Origin of the sequence: Stenotrophomonas sp. BR163, assembly GCF_047520985.2 — a bacterium.
Taxonomy (GTDB): Bacteria; Pseudomonadota; Gammaproteobacteria; order Xanthomonadales; family Xanthomonadaceae; genus Stenotrophomonas; species Stenotrophomonas sepilia.
This window is the reverse complement of the sequence record NZ_JAXBRE020000015.1, coordinates 78,199-92,806: the sequence shown is the minus strand read 5'-3', so window position 1 is coordinate 92,806 and position 14,608 is coordinate 78,199. Positions and strand designations below refer to the sequence as shown.

The following is a 14,608-nucleotide window of genomic DNA, read 5'->3' as shown; positions in this document are numbered from 1 at the left end:
GTGTTGGCGCAGTGGATCACTCGCTCCAGCGGCGGAACACCAGCGAGGTGTTGATGCCGCCGAAGGCGAAGTTGTTGCTCATCACGTACTCGGCCTGCAGTTCGCGGCCCTGCCCGGTGATGAAGTCGAGCTGGCCACAGCGCGGGTCGACCGCGGCCAGGTTCAGGGTGGGCGCGAACCAGCCGGCACGCATCATCTGGATGCTCACCCAGGCCTCGAACGCGCCACAGGCACCCAGCATGTGGCCGACGTAGCTCTTCAGCGAGCTGATCGGCACGCGGCTGCCGAACACCTGTGCGGTGGCCTGGGTCTCGGCGATGTCGCCGTGGTCGGTGGCGGTGCCATGGGCGTTGACGTAGTCGATCTGCGCCGCGTCCAGGCCGGCGTCCTCCAATGCCAGGCGCATGGCCTGGGCCATGGTGTCGGCACTGGGCTGGGTGACGTGCTGGCCATCGCTGTTGGTTCCGTAGCCGACCACCTCGGCAAGGATGGTGGCGCCGCGCGCCTGCGCGTGTTCCAGGTCTTCCAGGATCAGCGTGCAGGCGCCCTCGCCCAGCACCAGGCCATCGCGGCCGGCATCGAACGGGCGTGGCGTGGTCTGCGGCGCGTCATTGCGCACGCTGGTGGCGAACAGCGTGTCGAACACCGCTGCAGCGGTAGCATCGAGCTGCTCGGCACCGCCGGCCACCATCACCGTCTGCTTGCCGCTGCGGATGGCTTCATAGGCCGCGCCCACACCCTGGCTGCCCGAGGTGCAGGCGCTGGAGGTGGTGTACACGCGCCCGGACAGGCCGAAGAACACGCCGATGTTGACCGGCGCAGTGTGGCTCATCATCTTCAGGTAGGTCGTGGCGCTGATGCCATCCGTGGTGAATTCGTTGAGCATGCGCCCGAATTCGCCGGTGGCCTCGTGGCTGCCGGACGAGGAGCCATAGGCCACGCCGGTACGGCCACTGCGCAGCACCGGATGCTCATGCAGGCCGGCCTCGCGCAGCGCCACCTCGGTGGCGCGCACCGACATGATCGCGACCTTGCCCATCGAGCGGGTGGTCTTGCGGTTGTAGTTCGGCGGCAGCTCGAAGTCCTGCGCCGGCGCGGCCAGCTTGGTGTTCAGCCCGGCATAGACATCCCACTCGGGCATCGCACGCACCGCGTTGCGGCAGCTGCGCAGGTGTGCCTCGATGGTCGGCCAGTCGTGGCCGAGTGGACTGATGGCGGCGGCGCCGGTGACCACCACGCGACGATCGGCGGCCATCAGAGCATGCCTCCGTTCACCGAGATCACCTGCCGGGTGATGTAGCCGGCCGGTTCGGACAGCAGGAACGCCACGGTAGCCGCCACTTCGTCCGGGCGGCCAACGCGGCCGGCGGGAATCAGCTTGAGCGCGTGTTCAACCACTTCGTCGTTGAGCATTTCGGTCTCGATCAGGCCCGGGGCCACGCAGTTGACGGTGATCTGGCGGCTGGCCAGTTCCAGCGCCAGGGCCTTGGTGGCGCCGATGATGCCGGCCTTGGCGGCACTGTAGTTGACCTGCCCGCGGTTGCCGGCCAGTCCGGAGACCGACGACAGGGTGACGATGCGGCCCGGCTTGCGCCGCCGCACCATCGGCATGATCAGCGGATGCAGCACGTTGTAGAAGCCATCCAGGTTGGTGTGGATGACCTGGTCCCAATCGTCCGCTGACAGCGCCGGGAAGGCGCCATCGCGGGCGATGCCGGCATTGCAGACCACGCCGTAGTACGCGCCGTGCGCTTCGACATCGGCCTCCAGAGCGGCCCGCGCAGACGCGCGGTCGGCCACGTCGAACACCAGCACGCGGGCCTGCTGGCCCAGTGCCTGGATCTCGGCGACCACCGCCTGTGCTTCATCCACGCGGCTGCGGCAATGCACCACCACGTCGAAGCCATCGCGCGCGATGCGCAGCGCGATGGCCCGGCCGATGCCCCGGCTGGCGCCGGTCACCAGCACGCTTCGATTCCCTGTCATGCCTGTCCACTCTCCAGATAGGCCATCGCGTCGGCCGGTTCGAACACCGAGACGTTGGCTGTCGCCCATTCTTCCTCGCCTGCCAGGATGCGGCAGGCGAACATCCCCAATCCATTGTCACCCAACAGCTCGCAGCGCGCCTGCACGCGCAGCCGCGAACCGCTGGGGAAGCTGCTGCGCGCGCTGCTGTAGCGGCGGCTGCCGAGCAGGAAGCCCAGCTGCGGTGGCCTGCCGGCCGCACGCGCGCGGCAACCGGCCCAGGCCGCGATGGCCTGCGCCATGTACTCGATGCCGACCCATGCCGGCACCTGGTCATCCTCGACGAACAGGCCGGCCTCGGGCACCACCAGTTCGGCCTCGATGGCGTCCTGGTCCCATTGCGTGATGCGCTCCAGCAGGCACATGTCCTGGCGGTGCGGCACCACGTCTTCGATCGCGTACAACGTGTTCATCGACGCTCCAGTGCCAGCACGGCATTGCTGCCGCCGAAGGCGAACGAATTGCTCAGCACCCGCCGCGGCGGCTGCGCAAGGCGCGTGCCCGGTGCGACCAGCGGCAGCACCGGCAGTGCCGGGTCGGCCACGCCGTCCCACCAGTGCGGCGGCAGCAGCTGCTGCGGGTTCTCGGCCAGCACGATCCAGCACAGCGCCGCCTCGATGGCACCCGAGGCACCCAGCGTGTGGCCGGTCAACGGCTTGGTCGAACTGGCCGGCACGTGGCTGCCCAGCACCTGCGACACGGCCAGGCTTTCCATCGCATCGTTGTGGCCGGTCGCGGTCCCATGCAGGTTCACATAGTCCACTTCGCCGGCGGCCCAGCCAGCACGCTGCAGCGCCTGCTGCAGGGCGTCGATGGCGCCCAGGCCCTGCGGGTCCGGGGCGGACATGTGGTGGGCGTCGGCCGACTCGCCCCACCCCGCCAGGCATACCGGGCCGGGTTCGCGGGTGAGCAGGAACAGCGCGGCGCCTTCGCCGATGTTGATACCAGTACGATGCTGCGAGAACGGATTGCAGCGTTGGGCCGAGACCGATTCCAGCGCGCTGAAGCCGGCCACGGTGAAGCGGCACAGCGAATCGGCGCCACCGGCGATCACCGCATCGACGATGCCGGCGCGCAGCATGCGTGCAGCCGACATCAGCGCCTTGGCACTGGACGAGCAGGCAGTGGACAGGGTCCATGCCGGCCCCTGTGCGCCACTGCGCTGGCGCACGAACTGCGCGGCGGTGCCCATTTCCTGCTGGGCGTAGTCAAAGCCCTGCGGCCACTGGCCCTGTTCGGCATGGCTGCGCAATGCCTGCTCGGATTCACCAATGCCCGAGGTGCTGGTGCCCAGCACCACCGCCACGCGCTCGGCGCCATGGCGGGCGATCGCCGCGGCCACTGCCGGCGCGATCTGAGCCAATGCCACGTCCAGCAGGGCATTGTTTCGCCCGCGCAGGGCCACCGGCAGATCATCCAGCGCCGGCAGCGGCGTGCGTACTTCTCCCAGCGCCAGGGTGCGCCCCGGCAACAGGCTGTCGTTGTCGCTGAGCCCGCCCGGCGCGTCGGCGAACAGTGCCGACGTCACTGCGGCGCGGCCAGCGCCGAGTGCACAGACCACACCCAGGTCGTTCAGGTAGATCGGTGCGCTCATCGGTCCGGCCCGGCCATGTCGATCGATTCGATGCGCAGCGCATAGCCTTCGGCGCGGTTGTCCAGCTGCACGCTGCCATCGTCCAGCCGCTGCAGGTGCAGCCACACGGTGCCCTCACGCGACAGGCTGCGCTGATAGCCATCATCACTGACCTGCCAGCCCGCCGGCAGCACGGCGGCAATGGCCGCGGTCGGCCACAGCGCGAACTGCAGGTCATCCAGCACGCGCTCGGCGCGCACCTGCGGTGGCAGCCATGGCGCGCGCTGCTGGGTCAGCTGCTGGCCGTCCCATTGCAGGCGCACGCCGGTCTGGCCCATCGCCTGCACGGCCAGCTGCACCTGCTGGGCGTCGGCTTCCAGCAGCGCGTCGAGATCGCGCTCATGCGTGCCGAAGCGGAAATGCAGCTGCTGCTGCAGCGCCAGCGGCGCCGGCAGGCTGGCTGGCGCCAGGCGCAGCGGCGGCAGTTCCACCTGCGGTTTCGGCATGCGGCCGGCACAGGCGGCCAGCAGCAGGCACAGCAGCAGCACCGCAGTACGGGCGATCACGCGCCGCACAGCTGCTCCAGCACGCGCATGCGGCGGCCACTGTCGTCGGCCACGTAGGGGTTGTTGGTGTCCCAGGCGTAGCCGGCCAGGATGGAGCTGATCATGTCGCGCACTTCGGGCTGCTGTTGCGGGTGGTAGATGATCTTCTGGAAACCGCCCTGGTACCAGCTTTCGACGAAGCGGCGGAAGGTCTTCACGCCCGCCCGCAGCGGGACCGAGAACTCCGCTTCCCAGTCCACGGCTTCGCCGGCGTAGCGGCGCGCCAGGCATGCGCTGGCCAGCTGCGCGGACTTGAAGGCGATGGTCACGCCGGACGAGAACACCGGGTCGAGGAACTCGCCGGCATTGCCCAGCAGGGCATAGCCCGGCCCCCACAACGAACTGACATTGGCCGAGTAGCCGGTGATGCGGCGTACCGGCAGCACCGCCCATTCGGCATTGGCCAGCAGCCGGGTCAGGTTCGGATCCTCGCCGACGATCGCCTGCAGTTTCTGCAGGTCGTCACCCTCGTAGCGCTCGAAGAACGACGGCTCGGCGACCACGCCCAGCGAACAGCAGCCATTGGAGAACGGGATCGTCCAGTACCAGACGTCGATGTGCTCGGGGTGGGTGGTGATCAGGATCTTGTTGCGATCGAAGTCCGCTTCGGCCGGAATGTTGTCGCGCACGTGGCAGAAGATCGCGCCGCGCACCGGGAAGTTGGACGGCGACTCCAGCTGCAGCAGCCGCGGCAGCAGCCGCGCGAAGCCGGAGGCATCGAGGATGAAATCGGCCTCGATGCGGTATTCACTGCCGTCCGGGCGACGTACCGTCACCGCCGGTTGCTCGCCCGGCTCGACCGCAAGCACTTCGTCGCCGAAGCGCAGCGTGGTGCCCATGCGCTCGGCGCCGCGTGCCAGCACGTTGTCGAAGTCGGCGCGCTGCACCTGGTAGGTGGTGCCCCAACCCGGCGAGAACTTCTTCCTGAAATCGAACGCAGTACGCGCTTCGCCGTGCACGAAGGCGGCACCGTTCTTGTACTGGAAGCCCGCCTCGACCACGTCCTGCAGCAGGCCGGCCGCCTCGATGTACTCCATGCTCTGCGGCAGCAGGCTTTCGCCGATGGAGAAGCGCGGGAACTGCTGGCGCTCCAGCATCAGGACCTGGCGGCCCTGCTGGCGCAGCATCGCCGCGGCCACGGAACCGGCCGGGCCGGCGCCGATGATCAGGATTTCAGTGCGTTCGACAGCATCCACAGCAGTGTTCATCGGTGCGTCCTTGTTGCTCGATCAAGTGGAAAGAAGGAAGTCGGAAAACAGGCTCAGGCCGGCGGCAGATCGTGCGGCGGCGGACGGAACAGCGGCGAGATCAGCCAGACCAGGCCGATGCCGAACAGCAGGGTCAGGCCGAACGCGCGCAACGCCGGGGTCTGCGACAGGCCCAGCAGGCCGAACGACAGCCAGGTGCTGGCCGCGCCCACGCACACGGCCAGCCAGGCACTGGCGTCGCCGCGGTGCTCGATCAGGAAAATGCCGTAGTCGATGCCCATGCCCAGCAGCAGCATCAGTGCCAGCACGTTGAACAGCTGCAGCGGCTGGCCGAACAGGCCCAGCAGGCCCAAGGTCAATGCGCCGGCAATCAGGGTCGGCGCGAACACGCGCCAGGCCTGGCGGCGGTAGCGCAGCCACAGCGCGCCGAACACCAGCACGATGCCGACCACCAGCAGCCCGCCCATCAGCTTGCGGTAGTGGCCCAGCAGCTGCGAGAAGTCGGCGGTGCGATCCACCCAGCGCACACCGGGCAGGCCCTCGGCCGCGCCGCGCAGGGTGGCCAGCGCATCCGCGCGCGACAGGTCATCGACCATCACCACGCTGATCATCTGCCCGCCGACCTGGCCCACCCACAGGTGCCGGAACGGCTGCGAGGCCGGCGAGGCCAGGAACGCTTCGGCGGTGAGTGGCGCGTCCGCGAACGGCGGTCGCTGCAGTGGCTCTCCCACGGTCTCGGACACGGCCGCAAGCACACCCGGTTCAACCTTCGCAGTCAGCGCCGCATCGGCCTGCTGGCGCGACGGCGACGGCAGCCAATCGCTGATCGCGCGATAGCCCCCAATGCGCTTCTGGTTGGCCAGTACGCGCAGGCGTTCGGTCAACGCTTCCTCACGCTGCAGCAGCTGCGCCGCGTCGGTGCCCTGTACCAGGTAGAACTGTGCCGGGCTGGGCATGCCCAGCAGCTGGCTCAAGCGGATCTGCTGCGCCATCAGCGCGGGCGGCGACGATTGCAGGCTGCGCAGGTCGTCGTTGCTGTGCAGGCGGGCGATGCCGATTGCAGCCAGTGCCAGCGTGATCACCACGAACACCGTCACCGGCCGGCGCCCCTGTAGGCGCGGGAAGCGCTCCAGCGTGTTGCCCAGCCACTGCGAGAAACGGGTCTGGCGGATCTCGCCGCCATCCAGCCACGGGAACCAGAAAATCACCGTAAGGAAGGCGGCGGCCAGGCCGACCACCGAGAACAATGCCATCTGGCGCAGGCCCGGGAACGGGGCCAGGCCCAGTGCCAGGTAGGCCAGCGCACTGGTCAGCAGGGCCAGCCACAGGCCGGGCAGCAGGTGCCGCAGCAGTTTCCAGCGACGATCAGCCGGTTCGGCCTGGCGCGAAGCGAACCAGTGGATGCCGTAGTCCTCGGCCACGCCCACCAGCGACGCACCAAACACCAGGGTCAGCACATGCACCTTGCCAAACACCAGCACGGTCACCGCCAGCGCCACGCCACAGCCGATCAGCAGTGAGGCGGCAACCAGCAGGATCGGTCGCAGCGAACGGAACGCCAGCCACACCAGCAGCAGCACCGCGGCCAGCGAGCCCCAGCCGATCGTGTTGATCTCCTGGTTGGCCTGCACCGCCGCCGCTTCGGCGTGCAGCGGCACACCCGCATGCAGGATTTCCAGTTCTGGCGCCGCCGCCCTGGCGGCCAGCCCGGCACGTTCCAGCAGGCCGTCGAGATGGCGCTCGCCGTCAAGCTGGAACGCCGACCCCGGGGTGTCGAACTGCAGTACGGCCCAATGCCTGCCCTCGGCTTCGAGCAGGCCGTCATCGCCCAGCCGCAACCCCGACCCCTGCGCCCGCTGCTGCCACCATTGCGGCCACAGCGACAGCGGGTCCTGGCGCCAATCGGTCAGGCGCGGGGCGCCCATCGGACCGTACAGCGCAGCCAACGCCTGCTCGGCCAACGCGCCCGGCTCGCTGCCCTGCAGCTGCTCGCGCTGGGCCGGGGTCAGCAGGCGGTCGCGGTACGGCGCGTAGAACGCGCGCGCCTCGTCGAACCAGCCTTCGATCGAACCGCTGGGCACCAGCAACGCACTGTCGGCATCCGCCGCCATCGCCGCAGCGAACGCGGCCTGTGCGCGCTTGGCGGCGGCGCCATCCTTGCTGCCCAGCAGCACCACCACCTGGCGCGAGCTGCCGTCGGCGATGCGCCGGGTGACGTCACTCAACAGGCGGTCATGCGCGTCCTGCGGCAGCAGGGCGAGGATGTCGGTGTCGATCCGCGACTGCTGGCTCCACAGGCGCCATTGCTGCGCACCCAACACCAGCAGGAGCACCAGCCAGGCGATGCCCAGCCAGTGCCACCAGCGCCGCAACCGGTCCGGCCCGTTCGATGCTGCCCCCTCACTCAAAGCGGCGCGCCTCGTCGGCGGTGAGCGTGGCCGGCGCTTCGCTCAGTGCACTGAACTGGATCTGCGTGCGGTCCTTGTTGGCCTCGACGATCTCGACCTGGCGCACGTAGCGGTCACCTTGCAGGGTCAGCGACTGGAACGCCTTGGCCAGCATCGCCGACTTCGGCGTCAGCCGCAGCCGCCAGCCCTGCCCTTCACGGCTGGCCGCCACGTTGAACTGGCCGGACAGCGCCTGCACGTCTCCACTCATCAGCGCGAACATGATCGCGTTCACCGAACGCATCGCCGGCTGCTGCCGCGCATCGAGCTCGACACGGGTGCTGCCATCGCGCTGGCGGCTGAGGATGCGGTCGGCGGTGACCACCACTTCGGAGGGGAACGGCTTGAGCGTGGTCCAGATCACGCCGTGCTGGCGCGCGACCACGAACCGGCCCTGCGAGCGCAGCGGGTTCTTGAAGCCGCTGACCTGCTTTTCCTGGCTGAACTGGCCGCGCAGCACGTCCGGCCGCGCCACCGCCTGGGTGATCGCATCGATGGCGGGGTCGGCGGCCTGCACCTGCGGTGCGGCAATGAACATCAGCGCGCACAGCAGCACGCTGGAAAGACGGGCAAGCATGTTCACGGCGCAGGCACTCCCAGGCGTTCCCACAGTACCGGCGGGCACTGGTACAGCATTTCCTTGCTGGCCGCGTCCACCGCGACCTGGATGGTCATCGCACGGGTCAGCACCTGGCCGCTTTCCGCATCAAGGATCTCGTACTCGATCTTCAGCCGGTTCTCCCATTCCACGATGCGCGCAATCACGCGCAGCGCCTGGTTGAACAGCAGCGGGCGCACGTACTTCACCCGCGCATCGACCACCGGCCACAGGTAGCCCGATTCGAGCATCTGCGGGTAGTCGTAGTCGTAGCGCCCGAGCAGCGCGCAGCGCGCGATCTCGAAGTACTTGAAGTAGTTGCCATGCCAGACCACGTTCATCGGATCGCAGTCATGGAAGGCGGGGGTCAACGCAATTTCGCCAACCCGTTCAATAGCCTCATTCACCGGCATACAGCTCCCAACGTTGCGCGCGGATCTCCACCAGCAGTTCCCGCAGTTCGCGATCCAGCGCGCGGTCTTCTTCAACCAGGGCGATGCGCTGCCCCAGGTCGGCGTACATGTCGGCCAGACTGCCATGCAGCTGGGCGTTCAGGCCAACCCGTTCGCGCAGCGCCAGGCCCTGGCGGGCGGCGATCAGCATTGCGGCCACCACCTGCTCGGTCAGCTCGATCACGCGCAGGCAGTCGCGCGCGGCGATGGTGCCCATGCTGACCTTGTCCTGGTTGTGGCACTCGGTGGAGCGCGAAAACACGCTGGCCGGCAGGGTCTGCTTCAGCGCTTCGGCCGTCCAGGCCGACACGCTGATCTGCAGCGCCTTCAGGCCATGGTTGATGGCCGCGCGCGGGCCGGTGGCCGCCGACAGGTTGGCCGGCAGGCCATGGTTGTAGCGGGCATCGACCACCAGCGCCAACTGGCGGTCGAGCAGATCGGCCACGTTGGCTACGGTGTTCTTCAGGGTGTCCATCGCCAGCGCGATGTGGCCGCCGTAGAAGTGGCCGCCATGCAGGATGCGCTCGCCATCGGCATCGATCAGCGGATTGTCGTTGGCGCTGTTCAGTTCGGTTTCGATCAGCTGGCGCAGGAACGGCAGGCTGTCCTCCAGCACGCCGATCACGTGCGGCGCGCAGCGCAGCGAATAGCGGTCCTGCAGGCGCTGTTCATTGCGTGGCGGACGCTCGCTGTGCAGGTCGCTGCGCAGGCGCGCGGCGATGCGGCCCTGGCCCGGGTGCGGCTTGGCCGCGAACAGGGTTTCGTCGAAGTGGTGCGCGTTGCCGTCGCTGGCCAGCACGTTGAACGCGGTCAGGCGCGTGGCCATCCGTGCCAGGTAGTCGGCGCGCTGCCAGGCCAGGCAGGCCAGGCCGGTCATCACCGCGGTGCCGTTCATGATCGCCAGGCCTTCCTTCGGCCGCAGCTTCAGCGGGATCATGCCGATCTTCGCCAGCACCTCGGCAGCAGGCTGCACGCGGCCATCGTGCAGCACCTCGCGCTCGCCGCACAGCACCGCCGCCACGTAGGACAGCGGGGTCAGGTCACCACTGGCCCCCACCGAGCCTTCGGCCGGGATCATCGGCAGCACGTCGTGTTGCAGCAGCGTGGCCAGGCCTTCCAGCAGCGGCAGGCTGACACCGGACATGCCACGCACCAGCGACGCCAGGCGCGCGGCCAGCACCGCACGGGTCTCGACCGGGTCCAGGTAACGGCCCAGGCCGCAGCCATGGTAGGTGTACAGGTGGTGCGGCAGTTCAGCCACCAGTGCCGGCGGGATGTTCACCGTGCACGAATCGCCATAGCCGGTGGTCACACCGTAGATCACGCCATCCTCGCGCAGCAGGCGGTCAAGGAAGTCGGCACCGCGCTGGATGTGCGCGCGGAACGCCGGCGCGTCGCTCAGTGCGGCCTCGCACTGGCGCTGGGCCAGGGCAACCACGTCTTCGATGGTCAACGGTGCATCGCCAAAGCGGCACACGGGTACGGCGTCAGTCGTCATGCGGAGCCTGATCCCAGAAGGGGAAGAAATTGAACCAATCCAACGGGGACTGGATGACCTGGAGTTCCAGCCAGCGCGCGAAGCGCTGTGCCTGTTCGGCAAGTGCCGCGTCGCGCGAGCCACGCGGCAGCACGATGCGTTCGGCGAACTGTTCAAAAGCCACGCGATAGCCCTCGCCCTGGTGCAGGCAGGCCATGGTGTAGACCGGGCAGCCCAGCGCGGCGGCCAGCACATAGGCGCCGATCGGGAACGGGGCGCGATGGCCGAGGAAATCGGCGGTGACGCTGCGACCGCCCTGCACCGGCGTGCGGTCGCCGACGATGGCGACGAAGCCCCCCGCCGCCACGCGCTCGGCCAGCATCATCGCTGTGGCCGGCCCCATTCCGGTCACCTGCACCAGCTCCACCGCCGCCAGCGGGTCCAGCCGCTGCAGCAGGCGGTTGAAGCGCTGCGCATGCGCGGTGTGCACCAGCACGGTGATGCGGAACCCCGGCACCTGTTCGGCCAGCACCTGGCACAGTTCCAGGCAGCCGATGTGCGCGGTGAGGATCAGACCGCCTTCGCGGCGCGCGATCTTCTGCAGCACCAGGTCGCGGTGCAGGTGGATACGGTTGGCCGGGTAGCGCCCGCCCAGGCCGAGGATCTTGTCCAGCATCGTGTCGGCGAAGGCGAAGAAGTGGCGCAGGCTGTCGCGCCGGGTTGGCGCGCGGCCGAGCACGCCGCTGTATGCCTGCAGCCGCTGCAGGTACTGCATCGAGGCCTGTCGCCCCACACGGTTACCCAGCCAATGGCAGGCCACCACTGGCCACGCGCACAGGCGGAATGGCCAGCGCCCGAACCAGCGGTGCACCCAGCACAGGAACAGCACGCCGGCCACCGATGTCGATTCGCCGATGTCGGCCCAGTGCGGGGCGTCCTGCGCGGTCGCCATCTCAGCGCTGCCCCTGCACGCGGTGCCACAGCAGGCGCGGTGCGCGCCAGAGCATGCCGAAGAACAGGCGGGTGTGCATGCGGCTGATGCGCACGTTGTCGCGCCACACATCGAAGTGCGACACGCCATCGGCGGGATAGGTCACGCGCGTGGCCAGGTGCTCGACCGGCAGCTGGCGCCAGTACAGGCGCACCATCACTTCAGTATCGAAATCCATGCGCCGGCCGATGGTCTCTTCACCGATCAGGCGCAGCACCGGTGGCAGGGGATACACCCGGAAGCCGCACATGGTGTCGCGCAGGTGCAGCGACAGCGTGTTGATCCAGACCCAGACGTGGGTGGCGTAGCGGCCATACAGGCGTGCCTTGGGAACACTGGCGTCGTAGGCCGGAATGCCGCAGATCACCGCGTCGGGATGCACACGCGCGGCCTCGATGAAGCGTGGCAGGTCAGCGGTATCGTGCTGGCCGTCTGCGTCGATCTGCAGCACGTGGCTGTAGCCGCGCGCGCCGGCTTCAGCAAAACCGGCCAGCATCGCCCCACCCTTGCCCTGGTTGGCGTCCAGGCGCAGCAGGTCGACGCCCTGGCGCTGTGCCAGCGTGCGCAGCACCGCCGCGCACGCCTCATGCGAACCATCGTCGACCAACAGGCAAGGCAGGCCAGCGGCCTGCACACCGTCGACCACCGCCACGATGGCGTGCTCGTGGTCGTAGACGGGAATCACCACCAGTGGCGCAAACGCGGCACCGGCAACGGCCGGGTCAGTCCGCATCGGCGAAAACCACCTTGCCGCTGGCATGCACGCCGTGGCTGGAGGTATAGCGGAAGGCCAGCACGTTGCGTGCGGCATCCCAGTCCAGCTGCAGGGTCAACTCATCGCCGGGGCGGGCCACGTGCTGGAACTTCACCGCGTCCATGCGCAGGAACGCGCGCGGTATCGCAAATGCCTGGCGGCCGAAACGCATCGCCCAGTCCAGCTGCGCAACACCGGGCAGGATCGCCGCCTGCGGGAAGTGGCCCTGGAACGGCCGCAGCGCCGGGTCGAGGGTCATGCGCAGCGTGGCGCTGGCGGCGTCGCGGCGGTCCCAGACCGGCACCGGCATCAGTGGCTGGAACAGCGCCGCCAATGCCGCCTGGGTCACCTTGCCCTGCGCATTGATCGGCAACGCCTTCACCAGGCGCCAGCGGCGCGGCCGGGTCACCGCGTCATGCGCCTGTGCCAGGCGCGCGCCAAGGCGCTGGCCCAGCGCGCGGCGCGCGGCGTCACCGCCCTCCAGCAGCGCCAGGTTGGCCGGTACCACCACCGCTGCCAGCTGCTCACGCTGTCCCGGCAGGACCAGCACTCTCACATCGTCCACTTCGGTGTCTTCGCGCAGCGCGCGTTCCAGCGCATCCAGCGAAACGCGGCGCTCCTCGATCTTGACGATGCGGTCGGCACGGCCCAGCAGCCGGAAGCGGCCATCGGCCAACGCTTCCACGCGGTCCTGGGTACGCCACCAATCCGGGGTTTCCAGATGCGCCGAGGCCACCGCCAGGCAGCCGTCGTCGATCCGCCACTGCACACCCGGCAACGGTTGCCACGGTGGCAGGTCGGTATCCCAGCGGCGCCAGGCGATACCCCCGGTTTCGCTGCTGCCGTAAACCTCGGTCGGTGCCACGCCCAGCCATTGCCGTACCTGGCGTGCGGCTTCTTCGGGCAGCGGGCCACCGGAGGAGAACACCGCGCGCAGGCGGCCATGCAGGCTGGCCCAGTCGAGCTGCTCGGGCAGGCGCTTGAGGTGGGCTGGCGTCGCCACCAGCACCGTGTCGGTACCGGCCAGCGCGCCCACCAGGTCTTCGTGGAAGAACCGGCGCGGATGGATCAGGCGGCCGGCGGCCAGCGGCCACAGCACCCGGAACAGCAGCCCGTAGATGTGCTGGTGGGACACCGTGCCGTGCACCTGCGCGCCTTCCAGCTGCGCGCCGAACGCGGCCTGCAGCGCTTCCACCTCACGCGCCAGCTGGTCCAGGCGCTTGCCGATCGCACTGGGCTGGCCGGTGCTGCCGGAGGTGAACACACACAGCTCGCAGGCGCGCTCGTCCAGCGCCTGCAGTTCGTCGTCCAGTGCGGCGTCCAGCGCCGCCAGCGGGCGGTAGTCGGCCGGCACGTCGCCCGCGAAACCGCTCACCTGCGGCTGCAGCGCCTGCAGCGTGGCCGGCAGGTTGTCAGCGGCCAGGAACACCCGCTTGCCGGCATGCCAGGCGCCGAACAGCGCCGCAGCGAAGGCCACGGCGTCATCGAAGTACAGGGCCCAGTCGCGGCCTTCGGCCGCCGCAAAGGCGGCGCGCCAGCCCAGCACGCGCTGGCGGAAGCAGGCGTGGTCAACCATGTCTCCGTCGCACAGGCCGACGCTGCGCTGCGGCCGCGCCTCCAGCAGCAGCCGGTCCAGGGCAATCCACTCAGCCATGCGCGTGCGCCGCCTTCACCCGCCGCCGCACCAGCCACTCACCTGCGAACAACACGCCCATCATCACGTACGCCAACAGTCCGTTGTAGAGCATCCAGGCCCGGTCCGACGCGTACAGCGCAGTCAGCAGGGCCAGGCTGCCGTTGAGAACGAAGAAGCCGCACCACACCTGGGTGACGCGGCGGGTATAGGCCACCGCGAACGGGGGCAGGTCCGGCTCCTGCAGCCGCGCCAGGCGCTCCACCAACGGCGGCCCGAAGCGCAGGCTGGTGCCGAACACCGCCAGCATCACCGCATTGACCAGCGCCGGATACAGCTTCAGCGGCAGGGCCTGGTTGAGCACGGTGGCCAGCACCGCCAGCAGGCCGGTGCCGGCGGCGGCGGCCCACCACAACGGCTGGCGCGTGCTCAGCGCACGCAGCAGGGCCAGGGTGAACAGCAGCAGCGACAGCCAGCGCGGCTCGAAGCGGCCCATCGCCAGGTACACCAGCAGCGGGTAGGCAAGCGAAATCGCTGCCACCACGACGGTACGTGCGCGAGCCATGGCGAAGCCGCCGGCGCTGCGGTCAGGCGGCTGCCTGGTCCGGCAGCAGTCCATGCACGACATCGACGATGTCCTGCACGGTGCGCACGGCCTTGAACGCTTCCGGCTGCAGGTTGCGGCCGAGCAGTGGCTTGAGCTGCACGATCAGGTCGACCGCATCGATGCTGTCGATGTCCAGGTCGTCATACAGGCGGGCCTCGGGGGTGATCCGGGCGGTTTCAATCTCGAAGCTGTCGGTCAGGATGCTGACGATGCGTTCGAACAGTTCATTCTTGGTCAT

15 protein-coding genes are annotated in these 14,608 nt (G+C 69.0%); all 15 read right to left on the bottom strand.

Going from position 1 to position 14,608, the window contains the following annotated elements:
* Nucleotides 1-16 precede the first annotated feature (16 nt).
* Genes ACM0PY_RS13735 through ACM0PY_RS13665 form a run of 15 tightly spaced genes read right to left on the bottom strand, consistent with a single transcriptional unit; the run spans nt 17 to nt 14,608 of the window.
* Nucleotides 17-1,255: a beta-ketoacyl-ACP synthase gene (locus tag ACM0PY_RS13735; protein ID WP_069138854.1), complete on the bottom strand. Its 1,239-nt coding sequence runs from the start codon at nt 1,253-1,255 to the stop codon at nt 17-19.
* Nucleotides 1,255-1,986, bottom strand: coding sequence for a 3-ketoacyl-ACP reductase FabG2 (locus ACM0PY_RS13730; RefSeq protein ID WP_049416034.1), 732 nt, complete (start codon nt 1,984-1,986; stop codon nt 1,255-1,257). Before ACM0PY_RS13730 ends, ACM0PY_RS13735 begins: the two co-directional genes overlap by 1 nt.
* Nucleotides 1,983-2,438, bottom strand: a complete 456-nt coding sequence (locus ACM0PY_RS13725; protein WP_005420287.1) for a hotdog family protein — start codon at nt 2,436-2,438, stop codon at nt 1,983-1,985. The genes ACM0PY_RS13730 and ACM0PY_RS13725 overlap by 4 nt, the downstream gene beginning before the upstream one ends.
* On the bottom strand, nt 2,435-3,619 hold the full coding sequence (locus ACM0PY_RS13720) for a beta-ketoacyl-ACP synthase (RefSeq protein WP_061480631.1): 1,185 nt from the start codon (nt 3,617-3,619) through the stop codon (nt 2,435-2,437). The genes ACM0PY_RS13725 and ACM0PY_RS13720 overlap by 4 nt, the downstream gene beginning before the upstream one ends.
* Nucleotides 3,616-4,173, bottom strand: a complete 558-nt coding sequence (locus ACM0PY_RS13715) for a DUF3261 domain-containing protein (RefSeq protein ID WP_134972335.1) — start codon at nt 4,171-4,173, stop codon at nt 3,616-3,618. The genes ACM0PY_RS13720 and ACM0PY_RS13715 overlap by 4 nt, the downstream gene beginning before the upstream one ends.
* Nucleotides 4,161-5,411, bottom strand: coding sequence for an NAD(P)/FAD-dependent oxidoreductase (locus ACM0PY_RS13710; protein WP_134972334.1), 1,251 nt, complete (start codon nt 5,409-5,411; stop codon nt 4,161-4,163). Before ACM0PY_RS13710 ends, ACM0PY_RS13715 begins: the two co-directional genes overlap by 13 nt.
* A gap of 53 nt (nt 5,412-5,464) precedes the next feature.
* Complete coding sequence (locus ACM0PY_RS13705; protein ID WP_180883665.1) at nt 5,465-7,819, bottom strand: MMPL family transporter; 2,355 nt, start codon at nt 7,817-7,819, stop codon at nt 5,465-5,467.
* Nucleotides 7,812-8,435, bottom strand: a complete 624-nt coding sequence (locus ACM0PY_RS13700) for a LolA family protein (RefSeq protein ID WP_180883817.1) — start codon at nt 8,433-8,435, stop codon at nt 7,812-7,814. Before ACM0PY_RS13700 ends, ACM0PY_RS13705 begins: the two co-directional genes overlap by 8 nt.
* A 2-nt stretch (nt 8,436-8,437) precedes the next feature.
* Nucleotides 8,438-8,869, bottom strand: coding sequence for an acyl-CoA thioesterase (locus ACM0PY_RS13695; protein ID WP_043034444.1), 432 nt, complete (start codon nt 8,867-8,869; stop codon nt 8,438-8,440).
* On the bottom strand, nt 8,856-10,406 hold the full coding sequence (locus tag ACM0PY_RS13690) for an HAL/PAL/TAL family ammonia-lyase (RefSeq protein ID WP_180883663.1): 1,551 nt from the start codon (nt 10,404-10,406) through the stop codon (nt 8,856-8,858). The genes ACM0PY_RS13695 and ACM0PY_RS13690 overlap by 14 nt, the downstream gene beginning before the upstream one ends.
* Complete coding sequence (locus ACM0PY_RS13685; protein ID WP_088497001.1) at nt 10,396-11,337, bottom strand: lysophospholipid acyltransferase family protein; 942 nt, start codon at nt 11,335-11,337, stop codon at nt 10,396-10,398. Before ACM0PY_RS13685 ends, ACM0PY_RS13690 begins: the two co-directional genes overlap by 11 nt.
* 1 nt (nt 11,338) lies before the next feature.
* On the bottom strand, nt 11,339-12,109 hold the full coding sequence (locus ACM0PY_RS13680) for a glycosyltransferase family 2 protein (protein WP_134972331.1): 771 nt from the start codon (nt 12,107-12,109) through the stop codon (nt 11,339-11,341).
* The gene (locus ACM0PY_RS13675) at nt 12,099-13,784 is read right to left on the bottom strand and encodes an ApeI family dehydratase (RefSeq protein WP_235646730.1); all 1,686 of its coding nucleotides are present in this window, start codon (nt 13,782-13,784) and stop codon (nt 12,099-12,101) included. The genes ACM0PY_RS13680 and ACM0PY_RS13675 overlap by 11 nt, the downstream gene beginning before the upstream one ends.
* Nucleotides 13,777-14,328: a COG4648 family protein gene (locus ACM0PY_RS13670; protein ID WP_049416044.1), complete on the bottom strand. Its 552-nt coding sequence runs from the start codon at nt 14,326-14,328 to the stop codon at nt 13,777-13,779. The genes ACM0PY_RS13675 and ACM0PY_RS13670 overlap by 8 nt, the downstream gene beginning before the upstream one ends.
* A gap of 22 nt (nt 14,329-14,350) precedes the next feature.
* A complete protein-coding gene (locus ACM0PY_RS13665) occupies nt 14,351-14,608 on the bottom strand; it encodes an acyl carrier protein (RefSeq protein ID WP_005411609.1) in 258 nt (85 codons plus the stop codon).

Coding starts and splice junctions, on each gene's coding strand:
- ACM0PY_RS13685 (WP_088497001.1), bottom strand. CDS start 11,337: ATGGCGACCGCGCAGGACGCCCCGCACTGGGCCGACATCGGCGAATCG.
- ACM0PY_RS13730 (WP_049416034.1), bottom strand. CDS start 1,986: ATGACAGGGAATCGAAGCGTGCTGGTGACCGGCGCCAGCCGGGGCATC.
- ACM0PY_RS13720 (WP_061480631.1), bottom strand. CDS start 3,619: ATGAGCGCACCGATCTACCTGAACGACCTGGGTGTGGTCTGTGCACTC.
- ACM0PY_RS13675 (WP_235646730.1), bottom strand. CDS start 13,784: ATGGCTGAGTGGATTGCCCTGGACCGGCTGCTGCTGGAGGCGCGGCCG.
- ACM0PY_RS13710 (WP_134972334.1), bottom strand. CDS start 5,411: ATGAACACTGCTGTGGATGCTGTCGAACGCACTGAAATCCTGATCATC.
- ACM0PY_RS13700 (WP_180883817.1), bottom strand. CDS start 8,435: ATGCTTGCCCGTCTTTCCAGCGTGCTGCTGTGCGCGCTGATGTTCATT.
- ACM0PY_RS13665 (WP_005411609.1), bottom strand. CDS start 14,608: ATGACCAAGAATGAACTGTTCGAACGCATCGTCAGCATCCTGACCGAC.
- ACM0PY_RS13725 (WP_005420287.1), bottom strand. CDS start 2,438: ATGAACACGTTGTACGCGATCGAAGACGTGGTGCCGCACCGCCAGGAC.
- ACM0PY_RS13690 (WP_180883663.1), bottom strand. CDS start 10,406: ATGACGACTGACGCCGTACCCGTGTGCCGCTTTGGCGATGCACCGTTG.
- ACM0PY_RS13735 (WP_069138854.1), bottom strand. CDS start 1,255: ATGGCCGCCGATCGTCGCGTGGTGGTCACCGGCGCCGCCGCCATCAGT.
- ACM0PY_RS13680 (WP_134972331.1), bottom strand. CDS start 12,109: ATGCGGACTGACCCGGCCGTTGCCGGTGCCGCGTTTGCGCCACTGGTG.
- ACM0PY_RS13695 (WP_043034444.1), bottom strand. CDS start 8,869: ATGCCGGTGAATGAGGCTATTGAACGGGTTGGCGAAATTGCGTTGACC.
- ACM0PY_RS13670 (WP_049416044.1), bottom strand. CDS start 14,328: ATGGCTCGCGCACGTACCGTCGTGGTGGCAGCGATTTCGCTTGCCTAC.